The sequence below is a fragment of the Micromonospora sp. WMMD961 genome, assembly GCF_029626145.1.
Classification (GTDB): domain Bacteria; phylum Actinomycetota; class Actinomycetes; order Mycobacteriales; family Micromonosporaceae; genus Micromonospora.
Window position 1 is genome coordinate 5,097,478 of record NZ_JARUBJ010000002.1, and the last position, 23,865, is coordinate 5,121,342.

18 protein-coding genes are annotated in these 23,865 nt (G+C 71.2%); 15 read left to right on the plus strand and 3 right to left on the minus strand.

What is annotated here, in order from left to right; all coding sequences use genetic code 11:
• Nucleotides 1–65 precede the first annotated feature (65 nt).
• From O7614_RS22985 to O7614_RS23045, 13 genes are all read left to right on the plus strand, one after another.
• Complete coding sequence (locus O7614_RS22985; protein ID WP_278140549.1) at nt 66–1,400, plus strand: glycosyltransferase family 4 protein; 1,335 nt, start codon at nt 66–68, stop codon at nt 1,398–1,400.
• Between the two features lie 83 nt (nt 1,401–1,483).
• Nucleotides 1,484–3,229 carry a serine/threonine-protein kinase gene (locus O7614_RS22990; protein WP_278140550.1) on the plus strand — a complete coding sequence of 582 codons (1,746 nt, stop codon included), beginning with the start codon at nt 1,484–1,486 and terminating at the stop codon, nt 3,227–3,229.
• 119 nt (nt 3,230–3,348) lie between these two features.
• Entirely contained in the window at nt 3,349–4,989 is a 1,641-nt protein-coding gene (locus tag O7614_RS22995) for a serine/threonine-protein kinase (RefSeq protein WP_278140551.1), read from the plus strand.
• 103 nt (nt 4,990–5,092) lie between these two features.
• The gene (locus O7614_RS23000) at nt 5,093–5,902 is read left to right on the plus strand and encodes a metal-dependent hydrolase (RefSeq protein WP_278140552.1); all 810 of its coding nucleotides are present in this window, start codon (nt 5,093–5,095) and stop codon (nt 5,900–5,902) included.
• A 536-nt stretch (nt 5,903–6,438) separates the two neighbouring features.
• Complete coding sequence (locus O7614_RS23005; protein ID WP_278142340.1) at nt 6,439–7,497, plus strand: LacI family DNA-binding transcriptional regulator; 1,059 nt, start codon at nt 6,439–6,441, stop codon at nt 7,495–7,497.
• A gap of 76 nt (nt 7,498–7,573) precedes the next feature.
• A complete protein-coding gene (locus O7614_RS23010; protein WP_278140553.1) occupies nt 7,574–8,878 on the plus strand; it encodes an extracellular solute-binding protein in 1,305 nt (434 codons plus the stop codon).
• A 66-nt stretch (nt 8,879–8,944) separates the two neighbouring features.
• On the plus strand, nt 8,945–9,913 hold the full coding sequence (locus tag O7614_RS23015; protein ID WP_278140554.1) for a sugar ABC transporter permease: 969 nt from the start codon (nt 8,945–8,947) through the stop codon (nt 9,911–9,913).
• A 1-nt stretch (nt 9,914) separates the two neighbouring features.
• Nucleotides 9,915–10,802, plus strand: a complete 888-nt coding sequence (locus O7614_RS23020) for a carbohydrate ABC transporter permease (protein ID WP_278140555.1) — start codon at nt 9,915–9,917, stop codon at nt 10,800–10,802.
• Nucleotides 10,799–13,030 (plus strand): alpha-xylosidase, encoded by a 2,232-nt coding sequence (gene yicI / locus O7614_RS23025; RefSeq protein WP_278140556.1) that lies wholly within the window; start codon nt 10,799–10,801, stop codon nt 13,028–13,030. The genes O7614_RS23020 and yicI overlap by 4 nt, the downstream gene beginning before the upstream one ends.
• Complete coding sequence (locus O7614_RS23030) at nt 13,027–14,436, plus strand: GH1 family beta-glucosidase (protein WP_278140557.1); 1,410 nt, start codon at nt 13,027–13,029, stop codon at nt 14,434–14,436. The genes yicI and O7614_RS23030 overlap by 4 nt, the downstream gene beginning before the upstream one ends.
• 264 nt (nt 14,437–14,700) lie before the next feature.
• Nucleotides 14,701–15,657 carry a helix-turn-helix domain-containing protein gene (locus O7614_RS23035; protein WP_278140558.1) on the plus strand — a complete coding sequence of 319 codons (957 nt, stop codon included), beginning with the start codon at nt 14,701–14,703 and terminating at the stop codon, nt 15,655–15,657.
• Nucleotides 15,658–15,699: 42 nt separating this feature from the next.
• The gene (locus tag O7614_RS23040) at nt 15,700–16,347 is read left to right on the plus strand and encodes a DJ-1/PfpI family protein (RefSeq protein WP_278140559.1); all 648 of its coding nucleotides are present in this window, start codon (nt 15,700–15,702) and stop codon (nt 16,345–16,347) included.
• Between the two features lie 145 nt (nt 16,348–16,492).
• Nucleotides 16,493–16,825, plus strand: a complete 333-nt coding sequence (locus tag O7614_RS23045) for a helix-turn-helix domain-containing protein (protein WP_278140560.1) — start codon at nt 16,493–16,495, stop codon at nt 16,823–16,825.
• Here O7614_RS23045 and O7614_RS23050 read toward each other — a convergent pair.
• Both O7614_RS23050 and O7614_RS23055 read right to left on the minus strand, forming a co-directional pair.
• Entirely contained in the window at nt 16,794–17,387 is a 594-nt protein-coding gene (locus O7614_RS23050) for an NTP transferase domain-containing protein (protein ID WP_145779949.1), read from the minus strand. The genes O7614_RS23045 and O7614_RS23050 overlap by 32 nt on opposite strands.
• A gap of 170 nt (nt 17,388–17,557) precedes the next feature.
• Nucleotides 17,558–19,267, minus strand: a complete 1,710-nt coding sequence (locus tag O7614_RS23055; protein ID WP_278142341.1) for a bifunctional 3'-5' exonuclease/DNA polymerase — start codon at nt 19,265–19,267, stop codon at nt 17,558–17,560.
• Nucleotides 19,268–19,387: 120 nt separating this feature from the next.
• On the opposite strand from O7614_RS23055, the gene O7614_RS23060 reads away from it, so the two are divergent.
• Together O7614_RS23060 and O7614_RS23065 are read left to right on the plus strand one after the other, a co-directional pair.
• Complete coding sequence (locus O7614_RS23060; protein ID WP_278142342.1) at nt 19,388–21,124, plus strand: ABC transporter ATP-binding protein; 1,737 nt, start codon at nt 19,388–19,390, stop codon at nt 21,122–21,124.
• 50 nt (nt 21,125–21,174) lie between these two features.
• Nucleotides 21,175–22,872 (plus strand): ABC transporter ATP-binding protein, encoded by a 1,698-nt coding sequence (locus O7614_RS23065; RefSeq protein WP_278142343.1) that lies wholly within the window; start codon nt 21,175–21,177, stop codon nt 22,870–22,872.
• A 45-nt stretch (nt 22,873–22,917) separates the two neighbouring features.
• On the opposite strand, the gene O7614_RS23070 is transcribed toward O7614_RS23065, so the two are convergent.
• Complete coding sequence (locus O7614_RS23070) at nt 22,918–23,721, minus strand: carbohydrate ABC transporter permease (RefSeq protein ID WP_347404406.1); 804 nt, start codon at nt 23,719–23,721, stop codon at nt 22,918–22,920.
• Nucleotides 23,722–23,865: the final 144 nt, after the last annotated feature.

The window sequence follows — 23,865 nt, forward strand, 5'->3', positions numbered from 1 at the left end:
CGCGACGGCGACACCGGCTCCGGTGTCGGTCGGCGCGCGCCCGGGGACAATTCAAAGGGGGCCGCATGTCACCCGACGCCCACGTGATCGACATCCACCCCGCCCGGCGACTGCGGGTGCTGATGCTGTCCTGGGAGTACCCGCCGGTGCTCGTCGGCGGCCTCGGCCGACACGTGCACGCCCTGTCGGTGGCCCTCGCCGCCGCCGGCCACGAGGTCACCGTCGTCACCCGACACAGCGACGGCGCACCCCTGGAGGAGTACGCCGACGGCGTACGCATCCTGCGCGCCCCCGAAGACCCGGTCACCTTCCCCCTCGCCACCAGCAGCCTCCTGGCCTGGACCATGGCCTTCAACCACACCCTCACCCGCACCGCCCTGCGCGCCACCGAAGCCGGCAGCTACGACGTCATCCACGCCCACGACTGGCTCGTCGCCCACACCGCCGTCACCCTGGCCGAGCACCTCGATCTGCCGCTGGTCACCACCATCCACGCCACCGAGGCCGGCCGGCACCAGGGCTGGCTGCCGGAGGAGATGAACCGCACCATCCACGGCGTCGAACACTGGCTCAGCGGCTCCTCCATCCGGGTCATCACCTGCTCGGGCTACATGCGCGACCAGGTGACCACGCTCTTCGACGTACCGGCGACGCAGGTCGACGTGGTGCCCAACGGGGTCGACGACCGGGCCTGGCGGGCCCGACCGCGGGCGGTCGCGTCGGCTCGCGCACGGTTCGCCGGGGACGGCCCCCTGGTCGGGTACGCCGGGCGACTGGTCTACGAGAAGGGTGTCCAGCACCTGGTGCACGCGGTGCCCCGGCTCCGCGAGCGGCACCCCGGGCTGCGCGTGGTGATCGCCGGGGACGGCCCGTACCGCGCCGAGTTGGAGGCCCAGGCCCGGCGGCTGGCGCTCAGCTCGACGGTACGGTTCACCGGTTTCCTCGACACCACCCAGCTACCAGCGATGCTCGGGGCCACCGACGCGACGGTGGTGCCCAGCCTCTACGAGCCGTTCGGCATGGTGGCGTTGGAGGCGGCCGCCGCCGGTGCACCCCTCGCGGTGGCCCGCACCGGCGGGCTCGCCGAGATCGTCGAGTCCGGCGTCACCGGTGTGACGTTCCCGCACAGCGACCCGGACGCGCTCGCCGGCGCGGTCGGTCAACTGCTCGGTGACGAGGTCTTCGCCCGCCGGGTGGCCCGCAAGGCCCGCACCATGGTCGGCCAGCGCTACGGCTGGGCCAGCATCGCCGCCCGAACGGCCGCGAGTTACACCGCCGCCCGACGCGAACACGGCCCGCTACAGGCCCGCCGGGCCGCCGCCCGACTGGCGGGCGGAAGCTCGCGGATCGCCATCCCGGACGGCAATCTGCTCGCCCGACTCGACCCCGCCGCGTGCTGAGATACGTCGAATGAGCTATAGGTGCCTTCCGATCCGCTGGTTAGGGTGTAGCCCGGACAGCGGCTGAGGAGGAGCGTGCGCAGGTGCTGATCGCTGGTCGGTACCGGCTGCTCGACCTGGTCGGTCGCGGGGGCATGGGTCGGGTGTGGCGCGCCCACGACGAGATGCTGCACCGTGAGGTCGCGGTCAAGGAGATCGTCCCCCCGAGTTGGCTGGCCGACCACGAACGGGACGAGCTGCGCTCGCGCACCCTGCGGGAGGCACGCGCCGCCGCCCGGCTCAACCACCCCGCCGTGGTCCGGCTCTACGACGTCGTCCCGGTCGAGGGCAGCCCGTGGATCGTGATGGAGTACGTCCCGTCCCGCACGTTGCAGGACGTACTCGACGCCGAGGGGCCGTTGGAGCCGGCCCGCGCGGCACGGATCGGCCTGGCGGTGCTCGACGCGCTGCACGCCGCGCACACCGCCGGGGTGCTGCACCGCGACATCAAACCGCAGAACGTGCTCGTGGCACACGACGGGCGGGTGATGCTCACCGACTTCGGGTTGGCCACGTTCGACGGCGGCGACGGCGTGCTGACCCGCCCCGGCATGGTCTTCGGCTCACCGCAGTACGTCGCCCCCGAGCGAGCCGCCGAGGGGGTGTCAACGGTCGCCACCGACCTGTGGTCACTCGGCGCGACCCTGCACGCCGCGGTGGAGGGCCGCTCCCCGTACGCGCGCAGCACGGCGATGGCGACCCTGAGCGCACTGGCCGCCGGGCCACCCGACCCGGCCCCGCACGCCGGGCAGCTCGCGCCGGTGCTCGACGGGTTGCTGCGCCGTGACCCGGGCGACCGCCTCGACCACCACGCGGTCCGCCGGCTGCTCACCGCCGCGGCGACCGGCCGACCCGAACCGCCGCCGGTGTCCGACCCACCGCCGGCGCCGGACCGGCCGACCCCCACACCGGGCCTGGTGGGGCTGCCCACCGTCGCCCAGGGCGACGACGACCAGAACCCCACCATTCCGCTGCCGGACCGGTCCGCCGATCCGAGCCATCACCCCGGCCACCTGGCAGTCGCCGGCACGACCACCACTGCTCTCACCACGGAGCGGGCGGGTGAAGGGCGTACCACCCGTCGGCTGGCGTTGGTCGCCGTAGCGCTGCTGGTGGCCGCCGCGGCCGGCGTCGGCACCACGCTGGCCCTCACCGACGACGAGCCCGGCGACCCCGCGGGCTGGTCCTCCCAGCAGCCGCAGAACGGTCCGCCCGCTGGTGGCGGCTCGGGCGGTCCCGGCCCCGACCGGCCCGGCCCGCCGCCCGGTGGCCGGAACGTCCCCCCTCCCCCGTTCGCGTGTGTCCGTCCGCATGTCGTCGGTGCCCCGGTGCAGGACGCCACGCCGACCTCGGGCGAACGGTTCCGGCCGCCGCCCGGCTGGGTCTGGCACGCCGACACCAGCGGCTTCCGGGTCTCCGTGCCGGCTACCTGGTACCACTCCCGCGACGGCGGGGCGACCTGCTTCCAGGACCCGGCGACCGGTCGGGCCTTCAGCGTCTCCGGGGGCAACAGCGCCGACCCGCTGGTCCGGTTGCGCGCGGCCCGCGACGCGGCGTTCTCGGCCGGGGCACTGCCGCAGTACGACGAGATCCGGCTCGTCGCGAAGGACGACGGGGCGGAGTGGGAGTGCCGCTGGCAGGCCCCCTTCGGCGGCCTGTGGCTGCACGCTCGGCAGCAGGTCGTCGGGGGTAGCCGCTGGACCCTCGGCTGGATCACCCACGACGAGGACTGGGCCGGGGCCGCAGCCGACTGGGAGCAGGTCCGAAATAGTTTCCGACCACCCCCCTGACCTGCGCCGTATGGTCATGATCCGGACTACCGTCCGGCGTGGATCGAGGCCGCTCAGCGGATGAGAAATGGCGCCACGGTGGCTATCGTGTAACTCGGGGTGACCGAGGGGGAGCGACCGTGCAGCAGTTGCTGATCGCGGGTCGGTACCGGCTGCTCGACCTGGTCGGCACCGGCGGAATGGGCCGGGTGTGGCTTGCTCGCGACGAGATGCTGCATCGCGACGTGGCGGTGAAGGAGGTCGTGCCACCGTCCTGGCTGGCCGAGTCCGAACGCGAGGAGTTACGGCTACGGACCCTGCGCGAGGCCCGTACCGCCGCTCGACTCAACCACCCCAACGTGGTCCGCATCTACGACGTCGTGCACGACCGGGAAAGCCCCTGGATCGTGATGGAGTACGTGTCGTCCCGGTCGGTGCAGCAGATCATCAGCGCCGAGGGTCCACTGAGTCCGCAGCGCACCGCGCGGATCGGGCTGGCGGTGCTCGCCGCCCTACGGGCCGCACACAGCGCCGGGGTGCTGCACCGCGACGTGAAACCACACAACGTGCTGGTGGCCGACGACGGTCGGGTGGTGCTCACCGACTTCGGGCTGGCCACCTTCGACGGCGGCGAGGGGGCGATGACCGGGCCGGGCACGGTTCTCGGCTCACCGCAGTTCGTCGCCCCCGAGCGGGCCCGTGAAGGGGTGTCGGACCAGCGCACCGACCTGTGGTCGCTGGGCGCGACGCTCTACGCGACGGTCGAGGGGCAGTCACCGTACGCCCGGTCGAGCGCGATGGCGACGCTCAGCGCGCTGGCCACCGAGCCGCCGGACCCGATGCGGCGGGCCGGGCCGCTGCGTCCCGTCATCATCGGCCTGTTGCAGCGCGACCCGTGGCGGCGGCTGACCGCCGCGGAAGCGGAGTCCCTGCTGGAGCGCGCGGCGGCGCAGCACGACGAGCCGTCGGCGCCGCCACCGCGGTCCTCGGCGGTGGCGGCGGTGCGCAGCGCGGGTCGTGCCCAGGCGTCCGCCCCGATGGATCCGGCCGGCTACCTCGACCCTCCGCTGACGTCGACGACCCGGCCGACGAGCCGCCCCCGCCGGTCGCGGCGGCGCCTGCTCGCCCTGGGCGGCGCGGCCACCGCGCTACTCGTCGCCGGCGGTGTCGCCGTGGTCCTGGTCAACCGCCACGACGAACAGACGTCCCTGTCCGGCTCCGGCGGGGGCGTGTCGACCCCTCGACCGGCCGCCTTCGCCTGCGCCACCCCACCGCCACCGCCGCCCACCTCGACTCCGGTGGCGTCGGTCGCGCCACCCGCGGGGGCGCGGTACCGGCTACGCGAAGGCTGGACCTGGCACGACGACCCGACCGGGTTCCGGATCGCCGCACCGGTCGGCTGGGCGCGCTGGACCGAGGGGCCGGTGACCTGCTTCCGGGAACCCGGCGGGGCTCGGGTGCTCAGTGTCGAGTCGGGGCCGGCGCGGACCGACCCGGTGGCGCACTGGGAGGCCGAGGAGACGCGACTCACCACCGGCGACGGGCTGCTGCCGGCCTACCGCAAGGTGGACATCTCCGCGATGGACATCTTCGAGGGTGGCGCCGTGTGGGAGTGCCGCTGGGAGAACGCCGCTGGCGAGCAGGTGCACAGCTTCCGGTTGCTGGCCAACACCTCGGCCGAACGTTCCTACACCGTCTCGTGGTTGACAAAAGAGTTCGACTGGCAGGTCAACGCGGCATACTTGCCGATGATCCGGCAGAGCTTCACCCCCGCCCTCTGACAACGTCCGATGTGGACCTTCCGGGTGATGCCCCTGCGACTCCGACGCTGACTACAGTGGCGTAGTTTTGGGCGCTCAAGATCCCTGGGGAGGGTGAGCCGAGATGATGGGTCCGCAGCACGCGCTGTCCGGCGCGGCGGCGTGGTTGGCCGGGTCCTGGGCACTGGACCAGTTCGCCGACTACCACCAGTCGCCGCTCGCGTTGGCGGTGGGCACCGCGGTGTGCGCCGGTGGTGCGCTCTTTCCCGACCTCGACATGTCGGGCAAGGTGACCAAGAACCAGGGTGGGGCCACCGTGGCCCGCACTTTCGGTGTTTTCTCGCTCTTCGCCGCCGAGGTGATGGAGAAGATCTCGCTCGGGGTCTACTACGCCACCAAGCTCAGCAAGGACCCACGCCGCAACAACGGGCACCGGACGCTCACCCACACGCTGCCGTTCACCGTGCTGGTCGGCTGGGGCACCACAGCGCTCTGCGCCGCGTACGGCAAGTGGGCGGTCATCACCATCCTGTTCTTCATGTTCGGCCTGGCGCTGCGCGGGCTGTTCGACGAGTGGGCGGAGCGCGCCGGCTGGGTCATCATCACCCTCGCGTCGGCCGGGGCGGCCTGGTTCACCTACGCCAACCTCCCGGGCGGACGCGGATATCCGTTGATCGGCACGGCCCTGGGCGTCGGCTGCTTCGTGCACATCCTGGGCGACATGATCACCAGGGCGGGCGTGCCGATCCTCTGGCCGATCCCGATCAAACGGCGGATGTGGATGATGATCGGCCTGCCGAACCGCATCGCGCTGCGGGTGGGCAGCAAGGCCGAGGTGGTCGGGATGCGCATCGCACTGACCGTCATCTCGGCACTCGCGACCCTCGGCCTGATCGCGCCGTCGGTGCTGAGCAGGTTCGACATCGACATCTGACCGCGTCCGACCGCTTCCGGGCCCCGCAACACGGACCCCGACCCGGCGCTGGAGCTGCCGCACCGGGTCCTCGACCTCACCCGGCCCCCGCCGAGGCCAAGATCGTGCTCGATCCATGAAGTAGTGGCCTCCCCGAAGCCCCGAGGGGACTACATCCAGGATCGAGCACGATCTTCAATGTGCAGCCCGACGGGGCGAGTGCGGAATGCGCGGAATGCACCCAGCGAGGAGCTCGGGGCTCGCGGGGCGCGGTGCGCGCGCCGGGCACGAGGCGCACGGGGCGCGGTGCGCGCGCCGGGCACGAGGCGCACGAGGCGCGCGGGGCGCACGGGGAGCACGGGGCACACGGGGCACACGGGGCGCGCACGGGGCGCGCCAGGCGGGGCCGCGCACCCTGCTGAATTCTTTTCGACATCGGCTATTGACGTCTCCGTAACAGGTGGCCTAGCGTCTGTCGAACCGCTTAGTCGAAACGCTTCGACGCTGCCGCGGGAGCGATCCCACGCCTGGCCAAAGGAGGTGCGCGGGTGGCCACCATGCACGACGTCGCCCGACTCGCCCAGGTCTCGGTCAGCACCGTCTCGTACGTGCTCACCGGCACCCGGCCGATCTCGCAGGCCACCCGCAACAAGGTGCTCGCCGCGATGGCGGAGCTCGACTACCAGCCCAACGCGATGGCCCGCGGCCTGGCCAGCCGGCGTAGCCGCATCCTGGGCCTGCTGATGCCGATGGACGAGCGCGGGCTCGGCGCCACCGAGACCGCGTTCGTCACCGGCGCCGCCGCTGCGGCCAGCTCTGCCGGCTACCACCTGGTGCTCTCGCCGGTCGGCGGCGGCGATCTCGACGACCTGCGACGGCTGGCCAGTCAGCGGATGCTCGACGGCGTCGTGCTGATGGAGGTCCAACTGGCCGACGAGCGGGTCACCGTGCTCCAGGAGACCGGTGTGCCGCTGGTGTTGATCGGCCGCACCGCCGACACCAGCACCCTCTCGTACGTCGACATCGACTTCGACCAGACCGTGCGGGAGGCAGTCGCACACCTGGTCGGCCTGGGGCACCGGCGGATCGTCTACGTCAACCACTCGGCAGCCACGCTGGCCAGTGGTTACGGGCCCGCACTGCGTACCCGGGATGCCTTCGTCGCGGCGATGACCGCGCACGGCCTCGACCCGGTGATGATCGCGGCCGAGGACAGCGCGGCGGGCGGGCGGGCCGCCCTGGCCGACGCGTTCGCGCAGGCACCGGAGCTGACCGCCGTGCTGGCCATGAACGAGACCGCGATCTTCGGCATCCTCGGTGAGCTGGCCAACCGTGGGTTGTCGGTGCCCGGCGACGTCTCGGTCGTGTCGATGGTCACCTCGCCGCAGGTCGCCGAACTGGCCACCCCGGCGCTGACGGCGATGACGTCGCCGGGGTCGACGCTCGGGCGGATCGCGATCGAGGCGCTGGTGCGCCACCTGGACGGGCCCGCCGTCGAGCGTCATCCGGACGGCTCCGCCGTCGAGCACCACCAGCAACTACTGCCGTGCGCCTTGGAGGTGCGGGGGTCGACCGCCGTGCCGCGAAGCCGCCGGCCAGTGGGGGCTGATCAGTAAATGGCCCGTCGCCGCGCTGCAACGCGACGACGGGCCCCGTGAAGTACCGGCTAGATACTCAACGAGGAGGATGGTAATGCAGCGATTCCATCGGCTCGTCGCCGCGATCGCCCTGGCGGCGACCGCGACGACCACCATCGCCGCCTGCGGTGGTGGTGACAACGCGGACGACAGTGACGCAAAGGTCCTCAAGCTCTGGCACTACGAGAGCGAGAACAGCGCGATGGGGATCGGCTGGGACCGGGCGATCGAGATCTTCAAGTCCGAGCATCCGGGTGTCGAGGTGCGCTTCGAGCGCAAGGCGTTCGAGCAGATCCAGCAGAACGCGGGCATGATCATCAACTCGTCCGAAGGCCCGGACATCATGGAGTACAACAAGGGCAACGCGACGGCTGGTCTGCTCTCCTCCCAGGGCCTGCTGGCCGATCTGAGCAGCGAGGCCGACAAGCGTGGCTGGGCCGGCAAGCTCAGCCCCAGCCTGCAGACCACCGCCCGCTACAGCGACAAGGGTGTGATGGGCTCCGGCAAGTGGTTCGGTGTGCCGAACTACGGCGAGTACGTCACGGTCTACTACAACAAGGACCTGTTCCAGCAGAACGGCGTGAAGGTCCCGACCAGCATGGCCGAGATGACCGCCGCGATGGACACGTTCGTCGGCAAGGGCGTCACCCCGCTGGGCATGGCCGGTGCCGAGTACCCGGCCGGGCAGCTCTTCTACCAGCTCGCCCTCTCCAAGGCTGACCGGCAGTTCGTCGACAACTACCAGCTCTACAAGAACCCGGTCGACTTCAAGGCCGACCCGCTCAAGTACGGCGCGGACACCTTCGCCGAGTGGGTGAAGAAGGGTTACGTCGCCAAGGACTCGGCCAGCCTCAAGGCCGAGGACATGGGCACCGCCTTCATCGCCGGCAAGGTTCCGATGATCGTCTCGGGCAGCTGGTGGTACGGCCGGTTCAAGACCGAGATGAAGGCCAACTGGGACACCTTCCTCTTCCCCGGCAACACCCTGCAGGCCGGCTCCTCCGGCAACCTCTGGGTCGTCCCGGAGAACAGCAAGGCCAAGAGCCTGGCGTACGACTTCATCGACATCACCCTGCGTCCGGAGATCCAGGACCTGATCGGCAACAACGGTGGTGTCCCGGTCGCCGCTGACGCGTCGAAGATCACCGACCCGAAGGACCGCAAGCTGATCGAGGACTTCAACACGGTCAGCAAGTCCGACGGGCTCGCCTTCTACCCGGACTGGCCGGTCCCCGGCTACTACGACGTGCTGGTCTCCGGCTTCCAGGGCCTGATCAACGGCTCGAAGTCACCCGACCAGGTTCTCGACGCGATCGCCAAGCCGTACGCCGATGGCGTCAAGGAGATCACCGGCAAGTGACACGGCGAGCGGCGGGCGTGCCGGCACGACCGGCACGTCCGCCCGCCCCGCCGGGAAGGATCTTCCATGGCAGTCTCCGAGACCGTCGCCGCCACACCACCGCCCGCGACGCCCACCCCGCCCGCGCCCAGCCGCAGACGACGCGGCCGCAACGCGGCGTACTGGCTCTACCTGCTCCCCGGAGCGGTCCTCTTCCTCCTGGTCATCGGTGCACCGCTGGTCGGCACCCTCTACCTGTCACTGACCAAGTGGTCCGGCGTCGGCGACCCCCGCTGGGTCGGCCTGGACAACTACCAGCGACTGCTGCAGGACGACGTGTTCTGGGCGTCGTTCCGCAACACCGTCTGGATGATCGTCGCGATGGTGGTGGTGCCCACGCTGCTCGGGCTGCTGCTCGCGGCGGTGCTCTTCGACGTCATCGGCCGCCGGTTCAAGCCCCGCACCGCCGCCGCGCTGCGGGCCGCGTTCTACCTGCCGCAGGTGCTGCCCGTCGTGGTGGCCGGCATCGTCTGGGGTTGGATCCTGCGCCCGGACGGCGCGTTCAACAGCCTGCTCGACGCGGTGGGTCTCGGCGCGTTACGCCACGACTGGCTGGGTGACCCCGGCACCGCCCTACCAGCCGTGATGGCGGTGATGATCTGGGTGCAGATCGGCTACCCGGTGGTCGTGTTCATGGCGGCGCTGCAACGGGTCGACCCCGAGTTGTACGAGGCGGCCGAGGTCGACGGCGCGAACTGGCTGCACCGGTTCCGGGCGATCACCCTCCCACAGATCCGGCCGGAAACCTTCGTGGTGGCACTGACCTGCACCATCGCCGCGTTGAAGGTGTTCGGGCCGATCTTCGCCCTGACCCGGGGTGGCCCGGAGAACGCCACGAACGTTCCGTCCTACTTCGCGTACTACACGTTCTTCAAGAAGCTCCAGGTCGGCTACGGCTCGGCGATCTCCACGGTCCTGACGCTGATCATCATCGTGGTGGCCGTGGTCTTCATCTGGATGCAGGCGCGCAGCGAGCGCCGGGACCGGGGGTTCTGACATGGCCGTCACGCTGACACCGATTCCCACGCGGGTGAAGCAGGCCCGGCCGGTACGCGACCGGCACCACCGCGGCGCGAGTCGCTGGGTGGTGCTCGCCCTGGTCACGCTCGGCGCGCTCGTCATGCTGGTGCCGTTCGCGTTCATGCTGCTCAACGCGTTCAAGTCGCCCGGTGACTACTCGTCGGGCGGGCCGCTGAGCTGGCCGAGCGAGTTCTACACCGAGGGTCTGCGGACGTACTGGACCGCTGTCAACTTCCCGCTCAAGCTCTGGAACTCGGCGCTCATCGCCAGCTCCGTGGCGGTGCTCGGCGTCGCCGTGTCACTGCTCAACGCGTACGCCCTGGGCATCGGCCGGGTCCGTGGCCGGCTCTGGATCGTCGGTCTCTTCCTGCTGGCCAACATGCTGCCGCAGGAGGCGCTGATCTACCCGCTGTACTACGTGGCCAAGGAGGTCGGGCTCTACAACACCCGACTCGCGGTGATCATCATCTTCACCGTGATCCAGAGCGCGTTCGGCACCTACCTGCTCGCCTCGGTCATGGGCACGTTCCCGCGCTCGCTGCTGGAGGCCGCCGCGCTGGACGGCGCCGGCAAGTGGACAGTGCTGTGGCGGGTGGTCTTCCCCAACCTGCGGCCCACCCTCGCGGTGCTGCTCATCTTCTTCTTCATCTGGACCTGGAACGAGTTCCTCATCCCACTGGTCATGCTCATCGACAACCAGACGCAGACCATTCCGGTCGCGCTCGCGTCACTACAGGGTGACCGGCTGATGGACGCTCCGACCACCAACGCCGGCGCGCTGATCAGCCTCGTGCCGGCCATCCTCTTCTTCCTCATCTTCCAGCGCACTCTGGCGCGCGGTATCACGGCAGGAGCCGAGAAGTGAAGTTCACCGACGGGTACTGGCAACTGCGCCCCGGTGTCAGTGTCCTGCGCCCCGGCACCGTGGAGTCGGTCGAGCCGGACGAGCGCGGTTTCACCGTCTTCGCACCGACCGGTCAGATCAATGGACGCGGCGACACCCTCAACCGGCCCCTGATCACCGTCCGGTTCTTCTCCCCCGCCCCTGGCGTCATCGGGGTGACCATCGCGCACCACACCGGCGGGCTGCCCCGGGAGCCGCACTTCGGGCTGAGCACCGGCGACACGCACCCGGTCAGCGTCGACGTCACCGGGCTCAGCGCGACGCTGACCACCGGTGAGCTGACCGCGCGGGTCGCGCTCGTCGACGGCTGGCGGGTCGACTTCCTGCACGGCGACCGGGTGATCACCGGGTCCACCGGGCGCAGCATCGGCGTCGTCACCGACGCCGAGGGCCGGCCGCACGTGCACGAGCGGCTCGCGTTGGGTGTCGGCGAGACGGTGTACGGGTTGGGCGAGCGCTTCGGCCCGTTCGTGAAGAACGGGCAGGCGGTCGACATCTGGAACGCCGACGGCGGCACCGCCAGCGAGCAGGCGTACAAGAACGTGCCGTTCTACCTCAGCAGCGCCGGCTACGGCGTGTTCGTGGACCACCCGGAGCACGTGTCGTTCGAGGTCGGCTCCGAGGTCGTCACGCAGACCCAGTTCAGCGTCGAGGGACAGTCGCTCACCTACTACGTCATCGACGGGCCCAATCCGAAGGACGTGCTGCGCAGATACACGTCGCTCACCGGCCGCCCGGCCCGCATCCCCGCCTGGTCGTACGGGTTGTGGCTGTCCACCTCGTTCACCACCTCGTACGACGAGAAGACGGTGACCGAGTTCGTCGACGGGATGGCCGAGCGCGGGCTGCCGTTGTCGGTGTTCCACTTCGACTGCTTCTGGATGCGCCAGTTCCACTGGGTCGACTTCGTGTGGGACCCGGCGACCTTCCCCGACCCCGAGGGGATGTTGCGCCGGCTGCGCGAACGCGACCTGAAGGTGTGCGTCTGGATCAACCCGTACATCGCCCAGCGCTCGTACCTCTTCGAAGAGGGCCGCGAAGCTGGCTACCTGGTGTGCAGGCCCGACGGTTCGGTCTGGCAGTGGGACAAGTGGCAGGCCGGCATGGCGCTGGTCGACTTCACCAACCCGGACGCGGTCCGCTGGTTCACCGGCAAGCTCAAGGTGCTGCTCGACATGGGCGTGGACTGCTTCAAGACCGACTTCGGCGAGCGCATCCCGACCGACGTGGTGTGGCACGACGGTTCGGACCCGCAGCGGATGCACAACTACTACTCCTACCTCTACAACAAGGCGGTCTTCGAGCTGCTGGAGGCGGAGCGCGGCAAGGGCGAGGCGGTGCTGTTCGCGCGCTCGGCCACGGCCGGCGGGCAGCAGTTCCCGGTGCACTGGGGCGGCGACTGCGAGTCGACGTTCTCCGCCATGGCCGAGTCGCTGCGCGGAGGGCTGTCCCTGGCATCGTCCGGCTTCGGCTACTGGAGCCACGACATCGGCGGTTTCGAGGGCACCCCCGACCCGGTGGTGTTCAAGCGGTGGGTCGCCTTCGGGTTGCTCTCGTCGCACTCGCGGCTGCACGGCTCGGGGTCGTACCGGGTCCCGTGGGCGTTCGACGACGAGGCCGTCGACGTGCTGCGGCACTTCACCCAGCTCAAACTCCGCCTGATGCCGTACCTCGCGGCCGCCGCCCAGGAGGCGCACCGCGACGGTACGCCGATGATGCGCCCGATGTTCGTGGAGTTCCCGGACGACCCGGCCACGGCGTACCTGGACCGGCAGTACATGCTCGGCCCGGACGTGCTGGTCGCCCCGGTGTTCAGCGCCGACGGCGACGTCACCTACTACGTACCCGCCGGCACCTGGACGCACCTGGTCAGCGGGGCGCAGGTCACCGGCCCGGCGTGGGTCACCGAGAAGCACGCGTTCGACAGCCTGCCGGTGCTGGCCCGGCCCGGCGCGGTCATCCCGTTCGGCGCGCGCGACGACCGACCGGACTACGAGTGGGCCGACGACGTGCGGCTGCGGCTGTACGCACCGGGCGAGGGGCAGCGGACCCGGGTACGGGTACCGTCACCCGGGGACGGGCCGGGCGCCGAGTTCGACGTGCGCTACGAGGACGGGACGGCCAGTGCCGCACTGGTCGCCGGTACCTCGAAGGGCTACATCTGCGAGATCCAGGGGACTGAACGATGACGCAACACCACTTCCCGGAGAGCTTCGTCTGGGGCTCGGCGACGGCGGCGTACCAGATCGAGGGCGCGGCAAACGAAGACGGGCGCGGGCCGTCGATCTGGGACACCTACAGCCACACACCGGGTCGGACGCTGAACGGCGACACCGGCGACGTCGCCGCCGACCACTACCACCGCTGGGCCGACGACCTCGGGCACATCGCCGACCTCGGGCTCGACGCGTACCGGTTCTCCATCGCCTGGCCGCGGGTGCAGCCCGGCGGCTCCGGCCGGTTCAACCAGGCCGGGATCGACTTCTACTCCCGGCTGGTGGACGGGCTGCTGGAGCGGGGCGTCCGCCCGGTGGCGACGATGTACCACTGGGACCTGCCGCAGGAGCTGGAGGACGCCGGCGGGTGGGCGGCTCGGGAGACCGCGCTGCGCTTCCAGGAGTACGCCGCGGGCATCGTCGGCGCGCTCGGCGACCGGGTGCACACCTGGACGACGCTCAACGAACCGTGGTGCTCGGCGTACCTGGGCTACGCCTCCGGCGTGCACGCGCCCGGTCGGACCGAGCCGGCCGCGGCGCTGGCCGCGGTGCACCACCTCAACCTCGCGCACGGCCTGGCCGGCCGGGTGGTCCGAGAGCTGGCCCCGGCCGCCGAGCTGTCGGTGACGCTGAACCTGCACGTCGTCCGGGGTGCCTCCGAGTCGGCCGCCGACCAGGACGCGGTCCGCCGGATCGACGCGTTGGCCAACCGGGCGTTCCTCGGCCCGATGCTCGACGGGGCGTACCCGGCCGACCTGCTGGCCGACACCGCCGCCGTGACCGACTGGTCGTTCGTCCGTGACGGTGACGAGAAGCTGATCGCGGTGCCGCTGGACGTGCTCGGTGTCAACTACTACTCCAGCACCCTGGTTCGCGCCTGGGACGGGGTGTCGGCCCGCTCCGACGCCGACGGTCACGGCGCCTCGACGTCGACGCCGTGGGTCGCCGCGGACAACGTCGACTTCCTGCCGCAGCCCGGCCCGTACACGGCGATGGGGTGGAACATCGATCCGGCGGCCCTGACCGAGCTGCTGCTGCGCCTGCACCGCGAGTACCCGAACCAGCCGATGATGATCACCGAGAACGGCGCGGCGTTCGACGACGTCGTGTCGGCCGACGGCCGCATCCACGACGACCGGCGGATCGACTACCTGCGCCGGCACATCGGCGCGATGGGTGACGCCCGCGCGCAGGGCGCGGACGTCCGCGGCTACTTCGTCTGGTCGCTGCTGGACAACTTCGAGTGGGGCTACGGCTACGACCGCCGGTTCGGCATCATCCGGGTCGACTACGACACCCAGGTCCGCACCTGGAAGGACAGCGCCCACTGGTACCAGCGCCTCGCCGCCACCGGGCAGTTGGACTCGGCGCAGGACTGAGGTATCCCGACCACGCCCGCTCCGATCCGCATCAAGCGGGCGGCCATGTCCTGACGAGCGTGATGCCGGTGAGTCATCCCTGATGACTCACCGGCATCAGGCATTCCGGGAAGTGCGACGCAGCGCCTCCCGGAGCCGCGCTGACATTTGCCCATTAGGGACGAAGGATGAGCACGGCGACCGCCCCACAGCGTCCAGCGCCGTGTCACTTTCCGTGGGTGCGGCGTCATTGCGCCATGTTGGCTCGGCCGGCAGGCTCAGGGCATGGTTGAGCGCGTCACCGTCGTCGCCTTTGCGGGCATGCAATCCCTCGACGTCACCGGGCCGTGGGAGGTCCTGGCAGGGGCGAACCGCTACCGGGCGGCACGTGGTGAGCGCCCCGCGTACGACCTGAGGCTGGCGGGCGCGGAGGTCGAGGTGGTTTCCGAGAGCGGCCTGGTCATGATGGCCACCGCGCTCGGAGAGCCGGTCAGGGCCGGCACCCTCGTCGTCCCCGGCGGCCGTGCGGCGGCGGCCATGGATGGGCACACCGACCTCGTCGACTGGCTGCGGGAGTGCCGTCCCACCCGGTTGTTGTCGGTCTGTTCCGGAGCGTTCCTCTGCGCACGCGCTGGGTTGCTCAGCGGTCGCCGGGTTGCCACCCACTGGTCCGTGTCCAAGGACCTCGGTCGGCGATTCTCCGATCTCACCGTCGACCACGACGCTCTCTACGTGCACGACGGCCCGGTCTGGACGTCGGGTGGTGTCACCGCAGGAATCGACCTGGCACTGGCCGTCGTGGCGGCCGACCACGGACCACGGGTCGCCCAGGAGATCGCCCGCTGGCTGGTGATGTTTCTGCATCGGCCCGGCCAGCAGGCCCAGTTCTCCGGCCCCGTGTGGTTGGAACGTGCCACCGAGAAGCGGGTAGCCGCCGTTCAGCGTGCCATCGAGGCCGACCCGACGGCGACACACCGCGTCGATGACCTCGCCGCGCAGTTCGCCATGTCGCCTCGACACTTCCAGCGCCTCTTCGCGCGTGAGACGGGACTCACCGTCGGGCGCTACCGCACCGAACTTCGCCTGGAGACCGCCAAACGCCTTCTGGTGCAGTCCGACCTCGCCCTCGATGTGGTGGCGACCAGGTCGGGATTCGGGTCCGCCGAGTCGCTTCGACGTGTCTTCAGTGAACGACTCGGCACGACCCCGGGCGCGTTCCGCGCACGCTTCTCGATGCTCTGACCGCCTTCGACGGCCCAGTGCTGTCAACCGAAAGGACCTCTGGTGACCCACGTCGTCATACCTCTGTACGACCGTTTCACCGCTCTGGACGTCATCGGCGTCTACCAGCCACTGGCCCTCACCCCGGGCATCGACGTGGTCCTCGTCGCCGAACGCACCGGTCCCGTTCGGGACGACTGTCAGATGGTCTCCCTGGTGGCGGAGATCGCGCTCCAAGACGTGGAAGCGACCGACGTTCTCGTCGTCCCGGGAGGACCAGGGACCATTCAGGCTCTCACCGGGCCGCTGCCGGGCTGGATCAGACGAATCCACGACACGACGACGTTCACGACCTCCGTGTGCTCCGGCTCGATCCTCCTGGGGGCCGCCGGACTGCTTCGGGGACGACGAGGCACCAGCCACTACCGCGCCGCGCAGGAGTTGGTCCGCTTCGGCGCCGAGCCGACGGACCAGCGAGTCGTCGAAGAGCCGGACGCCCGCATCATCACGGCGGCCGGTGTGTCGAGCGGCATCGACATGGGACTGAGACTCGTCGAACTCCTCACCGACCGGACGACCGCGGAGACCATCCAACTGTGGATGGAGTACGACCCACAACCGCCGTTTGACAGCGGCCACCCGTCCCGCGCGACCCCCGAGGTGCTCGCCCGAGCGGCGGCGTACGACAGCGCGGCCAGGGTGGCGCACTGACCTGACATTTGTCCAAGACGGAGGAGCGTCGGCCCAGCCACCATCGTGGGTATGAGCGAGTACGACATGGTGCGGTCGCAGGGAATGCACGTGATCCGGGTCGACCTTCCGGGCTGCGGAGTCTCCGGCCTCACCGTCCCACGACGTGCCCGACCAGGCGGACCGGGTGGCGAGGGTGCTCGACGGCCTCGGCTTCCGGTCCCAACTGGGCATCACACCCAAACGGGCCGCCCGACTGGTGCGGTTCGACCATGCCGTCCACCTTCTCGCCGCAGGTCATGCCGCCGCCGCGGTTGCCACCGAGAGCGGCTACGTCGACCAGTCACACCTGCACCGCGACGTGTTGGCGTTCGCCGGGCAGACGCCTACGGCCGTGGCCGCCGCGCCGTGGCTGGCGATCGACGAGATTGCGTGGCCCGCCTCGTCGCCCACCCGCCGCTGGTGCCTCAAACCCCCACCCGTTGCGGCGGGACGGTGAGCCCGTAGAGCTCCATCAGCTCCGGCGTGTCCACCCGGCTGCCGTCGGCCACCGAGTCGCAGGCGATGTCGACGATCTGGTCCTTGTGCGCCAGCAGGTAGGGCCGCGCGCCGACGTCGGCGCTGGCCAGCGTGGCGATGCCGGGCCAGTGCCGGCGGCCGAAGAGCATCGGGTACCCGCGCAACCCGTCGTAGGTGGCGCAGACCAACACGTCCGGGTACGGCAACGCGGCCACCCGGCTGACCGCCGTGGCGGTCAGACCCGGCATGTCGACCGGGACCACCACCACCGCCTCGATCCCCTCGTCACCCATGGCGGCCAGGCCGGCCCGGATGGACGAGCCGACCCCGGTGCCCCACGCCTTGTTGATCACAACGGTGGCCTTGTCCAGGTCGGCGGCCTCCTGGACCTGCTCCGCGGCGGCGCCCAGCACGACCACGATCTGCTCGCAGCCCGCCTCGGTCATCGTGTCGATCATCTGATTGACCAGGGGCTTGTCCCCCTGGCGCAGCAGCGCCTCGGGACCACCGATCCGCCGTCCCCCACCCGCTGCGATGATCATTCCTGCGATCCGGTTCAGCTGCGCCCCCTCTGGCACGGGACGACCGCTACCGATCCGCCCCTTCCTACGGACACTGCAACGAGGACGGCCAGTCGAGAGTGTCGGGGCGAATGGGAGAAATAGCGCAACCGTTACACGCCCGGCATTGCCCGGGACGGACACGCCGTCGGTCAGGCCGCGTCGGCGTAGCAGTCGACGACGGACAGATCGAGTGGAAACCGTACCGGCGTCGCACCGAAGAGCAGCGCGGACGCCCGCTCGCCGGACCGGGTGACCGCGTCGGCGACCGCATCCGCCTGATCGGCGGGAGCGTGCACGACCACCTCGTCGTGCTGGAAGAAGACCAGCTCGGCATCGGTGCCGGTCAACTCCGTCCGCAGCGTGGCCAGCAACGTGGAGGCCCACTCGGCGGCCGTGGCCTGGATGACGAAGTTGCGGGTGAAACGACCCCGGGATCGCGCCGCACGGGCCCGCGGACTCTGTGGATCGGCCGCCCCTTCCGGATCGGCTGACGCGTCGTCGAGATCGCCGAACCCGGCCGAGCCGGGCGGGCACGTCCGCCCCAGCCACGACCGCACCAGCCCACCCGTCTCACCGGTACGGGCCGCCGCCTCGACGTAACCGAACGCCGTCGGGTAACTGCGTTTCAGCACCGCCAACGCGGGCACCGCGGCACCGCCGGTCTGCCCGTACATCGCGCCCAGCAGCGCCACCTTGGCCTTGGCCCGGTCGCCGCCGAACGAGTCCCGGGCAAGGGCCGCGTAGAGATCGCCGGCGCCGCCCGCCGCCGCCAACCGGGCGTCGCCGGACACCGCGGCGAGCACCCGAGGCTCCAACTGGCCGGCGTCAGCGACCACCAACCGCCAGCCCGGATCGGCCACCACCGCCCGGCGGATCACCTTCGGGATCTGCAACGCGCCACCACCCCGGGTGGCCCACCGGCCGGAGACGACACCACCCGGCACGTACTCCGGTTGGAACCGGCCGCCCCGCACCCACTGCTCACGCCAGGCCCAGCCGTGCGCCGTCCAGATCCGGTAGAGCTCCTTGTATTCCAACACCAGAGGCACCGCCGGATGGTCCACCCCGCGCAACACCCAGGCCCGGGTGTTGGGCAGCTCCACCCCGACCCGGGCGAACGCCTTCAGCAGCTCCGCCGGGGAGTCGGCGTGCAGGTGGCGAACGCCGAGCGCCTCGGCGATCCGGGCGGCCAGCTCGGCGAGTCGGCGTGGCGGCCCACCGACCGGGGACGCCTCACCGAGCAGCTCGTGCAGGATCTCGTTGTGCACGTCGGCACGCCAGGGCAGCCCGGCGACGCCCATCTCCACCGCGATCAACGCGCCGGCCGACTCGGCGGCCACCAGCAACCGGAACCGGCCGGGGTGCTCGGTCCTCGTGATGCGGGCGAGCTGGTCGGCGTACACCTGGGTCAGTGCCTCGATGCCCGGGCCCGGCGGACCGGGCAGGGTGTCGAAGAGCGCACCCTGGCCGTGCCCGGGTGGCGCGGCGGCACGTGGCGGCGGGTCGGGTGGCACCGCCGCGCCGGTCAGCCGGGCCCACGCGGCGGCCAGGGAGCGGGGCTCGCCCCAGCGGCCCGCGTGCCCCAGCAGCAACGCCTCGGTCAACTCCACGTCGTGGCACCTGTCGACCCGGACGCCGGCGCGCAGCAAGGCCGGGTAGACCGAGGCGGAGCCGGACCAGACCCAGCGGGGGTGCCCGGCGGCCTCCCGCGCGGCGACGGCGGCGGCCAGATCAGTGACGACCTCGGTCGGGCCGGCCGGGCGACCGGCGGAGTCGAGCGGGCAGAGCACTCCCCCACCCCGCTCGTCGGAGACCACCGCCACCAGCACGAACATGATTCTGCCTCTCCCCTCCGACAGGAACGGAGGCGCACCTCACCCGTTTCGGGACGGTGGGGTGTCGGTGGCGCTCGGTAGCGTGAGCTGGTGCCTCCGCAGATCCCGCATCCCGATCCAGGCACTCCCGACACCCGCGGCCCGATGCGATACCTGTGGTGGCTCACCCGCCGCCAACCCGGGCGGGTGCTACGCGGCAGCCTGCTCGGCACGGCCTGGATGGTCGGTCTCGCGGCCCGGCCCTACCTGATCGCCCGCGCCGTCGACGACGGTCTACGCGCCCACGACACCCGGGCGCTGGCGTTCTGGGTCGCGGCGATCATCGTCGCGGGAATGGCTCTGTCGTTCCTCGGCACCATGCGGCACCGCACCATGACCTTCATCCGGGAGGACGCCAAGGCCCGCTCCGCCGAGGTCCTGCTGCGCCACCTGTCCCGGATCGGCGCGGTGCTCCCCCGCCGGGTCGCCTCCGGCGAGGTGTCCACCATCGGCGGCTCCGACATCGACTGGACGGCGCAGGTGCTGACGCTGACCGGGCCGGGCGTCGGAGCGGTGGTCGCCTACGGGGTGATCGCGGTCGTGCTCTGGTCGATCTCCCCGATGCTCGCGCTCTGCGTGCTGGTCGGGGTGCCGGCGGTCGGGCTGGTCGTCGGGCCGCTGCTGCGCCGCCTGGAGCGGGCCGAGTCGGTCTACCGCAAACAGCAGGGCGCGCTCACCGCCCGCTCCGGGGACATCGTGGCCGGGCTGCGGGTGCTCGCCGGGGTGGGCGGTCGGGGCCTGTTCGCCAGCCGGTACGCGGCCAGGTCACAGGAGCTACGCGTCGAGGGCTACCGGGTGGGCGCGGTCATCAGCTGGATCGACGCGGCGACGGTGGCCATCCCCGGGCTGTTCCTGGCGGCGGTGGTGTGGCTGACGGCCCGGATGGCGGTGACGGGTGACGTCTCGATCGGTGAGCTGGTCGCCGTCTACGGCTACGTGGCGACCCTGATCGTGCCGGTCTGGTTCCTGCTGGAGGGCAGTCACCAGCTGATCCGGGGGCGGGTCGCCGCCCGACGGATCACCGACCTGCTCACCGTGACCTCGGACGACGTCGGCGGCCCCGGCCGTCGGTGGTCTGGTCCGGTGCCCGAGGCACGGCAACCGGCTGCCTCGGCCGCGCCGGCCGGCCCGGCCGACCTGCACGACCCGGTGACCGGGCTGACCGTGCGAGCCGGCAGGCTGACCGGGGTGGCTGCCGACGACCCGGCGGCGGCGCTGGCTCTCGCCGACCGGCTCGGCCGGTACGTCGTCAGCGACACCACCTGGGGCGGGGCGCCGCTGGCCGGGGTCGCCCTGGACGAGGTCCGGGCCCGGATCCTCGTCGCCGACCACGACTCGTACCTCTTCGCCGGAACGCTGCGCGACGTCCTGCGAGCCGGGGCCGACGACGATGACGACCGGGTGGACGCGGCCCTGCGGACGGCCTCGGCCGAGGACGTCGTCGACGCCCTGCCGGCCGGGCTGGACACCCCGGTCGACTCCCGGGCCCGGACCCTCTCCGGCGGCCAGCGCCAACGGGTCCGCCTGGCGCGGGCGCTCCTCGCCGAGCCGGAGGTGCTGCTCCTGGTCGACCCGACGTCGGCGGTGGACGCGCACACCGAGGCGCGGATCGCCGAGCGGTTGCGGGTCGCGCGGGCCGGGCGGACGACGGTGCTGATCGCCACGTCACCGCTGCTGCTCGGCCGGGCCGACCTGGTGGCGCACCTCAGCGGGGGCCGGATCACCGCCACCGGCAGCCACGCCGACCTGCTCGAATCCGACGCCGACTACCGGCAACTGGTGGCCCGGGGCAGCGACGATCCGGACCAGGCACCCGCCGACACCGAGGAGGCGTACCGGTGAGCCGGCTGCCGGTGGCCGACCGTGGCACCGTACGCCGGGCGTTGCGCGACATGATCAGCCGGCACCGGCGCGCGGTCGGGGTCGTGCTGGGGCTGCACAGCGCCGCCGCGGTCGCCGGGCTCGCCCCACCGTGGCTGCTGGGCACCATCGTCGACCGGGTCACCGCGGGCGCCGGTGTGGCCACAGTGGACCGGCTGGCGCTGGCCATCGCCGGCTGCGTCGTGGTCAGCGCGCTGCTCTCCCGCTACGCGCAGTACGCCGGCCACCGTTTCGGTGAGCGCGCCGTCGCGGAGCTACGCGAGGAGTTCGTCTCCCGAACCCTCGGGCTGCCGGTCTCGGTGGTCGAGCGCGCCGGCTCCGGGGACCTGGCCACCCGCAGTTCGGTCGACGTGGCGACGGTCGGGACGACGGTCCGGGACGTGGTGCCCACCATCGTCATCGCCTCGGTGCAGTTGATGCTGCTGTTCGGCGCGGTCTTCCTGTTGCACCCGCTGCTCGGGCTGGCGGCGCTGGCCGGGCTCCCGTCGATCGTGGCGGTCACCCGCTGGTACCTACGCCGGGCCAGTTCCGCGTACCTCACCGAGGGCGCGGCGGCAGCCGAGTTGACCGAGACGCTCACCACCACCGCCGAGGGCGCCCGCACGGTCGAGGCGCTGCGGCTGACCGACGACCGCGTCCGGCACGGCACCGATCGGATCACCCGGGTATGGCGGGCCCGACGGGCGACCCTCGCGCTGCGTACGGTGTTCTTCTCGGTCGTCGAGGCCAGCTATCCGCTGCCGGTCGCCCTGGTGCTGCTCGTCGGGGGTTACCTGCTCTCCCGGGACATGGTCTCGCTCGGCGCGGTGGTCGCCGCCGCGCTCTACCTGCAGCAGGCGATCGAGCCGTTGGACCGGTTGTTGCAGTGGACGGAGCAGGCGCAGCGGGGCTTCGCGTCGTACGCCCGGGTGCTCGGCGTCGGCCTGGTCCCGGGGGAGCCGCCGGGCCGCACGGCCACGTCACGGGGAGAACGGCTCGTCGTCCGCGGCGCGCGGTTCTCCTACGCGGACGGGCCGGACGTGCTGCACGGCATCGACCTGGAGGTGCAGCCCGGTGAGCGGTTGGCAGTGGTGGGTCCGTCGGGGGCCGGCAAGTCCACCCTGGCCCGGCTGCTGGCCGGGATCGACGCGCCCCGGCAGGGCGTCGTCAGCATCGGTGGCTGCCCGGTGACCGACCTCGACCCGGCCGAACGTCGCCGCCGGATCGCCCTGGTCACCCAGGAGCACCACGTCTTCATCGGCTCGGTACGGGACAATTTGTCGTTCGCCGCACCGGACGCCTCCGACGAGCAGATGCGGGCCGCGCTCGGCACCGTGGGCGCCGACTGGTTCGCGCAGATGCCGGAAGGGCTGGACGCCACCCTCGGCGACGGCGCCCGGCAGCTCGGCGCGGCGGAGGCTCAGCAACTCGCCCTGGCTCGGCTGGTGCTCGCCGACCCGCACACGCTGATCCTCGACGAGGCGACCGCAGCGCTCGATCCGACCACGGCCCGTCGTACCGAACGGGCACTGGCCGCCGTGCTGGTCGGGCGGACCGTCATCGCGATCGCGCACCGGCTCAACACCGCGCACGACGCCGACCGGGTGGCAGTGCTGGCGGACGGCCGGATCACCGAGATCGGCAGCCACGACGACCTGGTCGCGGCCGGCGGGGCGTACGCCGACCTGTGGCGCTCCTGGCACACACCGTCCGACGAGCACCGGAGATGACGAAAGGGCCCCTCGCAGGCGAGGGGCCCTTTCTCGTCCGGGTGGCTACTTGCCGACCCCCGCGGCGAGGCCGGACTGCACCTGCCGCTGGAAGATGATGTAGACCACGAGCACCGGGAGCATCGCCATGGTCACCCCGGCGAACAGACCCGACCAGTCGGACTTGTAGCCCTGGTTGACCGAGAGTTCGATCAGGCCCTGGGCGATCACCTGGTTCTTCGGTTCCCCGGCGACCGACTGCATGAGCAGGGTCGGCAGGTACCACTGGTTCCACTGACCCAGCACGTTGAAGATGCCGATGCTGATCAGACCGGGCTTGGACATCGGCAGCATCACGCTGAAGAAGAGCCGGCTGTGCGACGCGCCGTCCACCATGGCCGCCTCGGCGATGGAGTTGGGCAGCGTCCGGAAGAACGAGTGCATGAAGAAGACGGTGAACGACAGCGACCAGGCCACGTACACCAGGATCAGCATGAGGTGCTTGTTCGGGCCCAGCAGCGGCAGGTGGACGCTCGTGTTGTAGACGCCCTTGAACAGCGGCACCGCGGCCAGGTAGATCGGCAGGGTCAGGCCAGAAAGGAACACGTAGTAGATCAGCCGGTTGCCCCGGAACTCGTAGCGGGCCAACGCGTACGCGGCCATCGAGCCCAGCAGCATGGTCAGGGTGACGCTGCCGGCCAACACCAGCACGGTGTTGAGGAAGAACGACCCGAGGTGCCCCGCGCCCCAGGCTCGGCCGAAGTTGTCCCAGTTGAGCTTGGCGGGAATCAGGGACAGGGGCTGGCGGATGACCTCCGAGTCGGTCTTCAGCGCCGACATCACCACCCACAGCAGCGGGTAGATCACCATCACGGCCCACACCAGCAGGAAGAGGTGGGAGAAGCCGTTGAAGAACTTGCCGCCGAGCCCGTCCGAGGCGGACTTGCCGCCCTTTCCACCCTCGGGTGCGGTGTCCGGGTTCTGGTTGGGCCGGGTCAGACCATCGTGAGTCGC

Bases quoted from the DNA above. Each gene is read 5' to 3' on its own strand.
- O7614_RS22985 (WP_278140549.1), top strand. From the start codon at position 66: ATGTCACCCGACGCCCACGTGATCGACATCCACCCCGCCCGGCGACTG.
- O7614_RS23000 (WP_278140552.1), top strand. From the start codon at position 5,093: ATGATGGGTCCGCAGCACGCGCTGTCCGGCGCGGCGGCGTGGTTGGCC.
- O7614_RS23005 (WP_278142340.1), top strand. From the start codon at position 6,439: ATGCACGACGTCGCCCGACTCGCCCAGGTCTCGGTCAGCACCGTCTCG.
- O7614_RS23010 (WP_278140553.1), top strand. From the start codon at position 7,574: ATGCAGCGATTCCATCGGCTCGTCGCCGCGATCGCCCTGGCGGCGACC.
- O7614_RS23015 (WP_278140554.1), top strand. From the start codon at position 8,945: ATGGCAGTCTCCGAGACCGTCGCCGCCACACCACCGCCCGCGACGCCC.
- O7614_RS23020 (WP_278140555.1), top strand. From the start codon at position 9,915: ATGGCCGTCACGCTGACACCGATTCCCACGCGGGTGAAGCAGGCCCGG.
- O7614_RS23030 (WP_278140557.1), top strand. From the start codon at position 13,027: ATGACGCAACACCACTTCCCGGAGAGCTTCGTCTGGGGCTCGGCGACG.
- O7614_RS23035 (WP_278140558.1), top strand. From the start codon at position 14,701: ATGGTTGAGCGCGTCACCGTCGTCGCCTTTGCGGGCATGCAATCCCTC.
- O7614_RS23050 (WP_145779949.1), bottom strand. From the start codon at position 17,387: ATGATCATCGCAGCGGGTGGGGGACGGCGGATCGGTGGTCCCGAGGCG.
- O7614_RS23060 (WP_278142342.1), top strand. From the start codon at position 19,388: ATGCGATACCTGTGGTGGCTCACCCGCCGCCAACCCGGGCGGGTGCTA.
- O7614_RS23065 (WP_278142343.1), top strand. From the start codon at position 21,175: ATGATCAGCCGGCACCGGCGCGCGGTCGGGGTCGTGCTGGGGCTGCAC.
- O7614_RS23070 (WP_347404406.1), bottom strand. From the start codon at position 23,721: ATGGTGATCTACCCGCTGCTGTGGGTGGTGATGTCGGCGCTGAAGACC.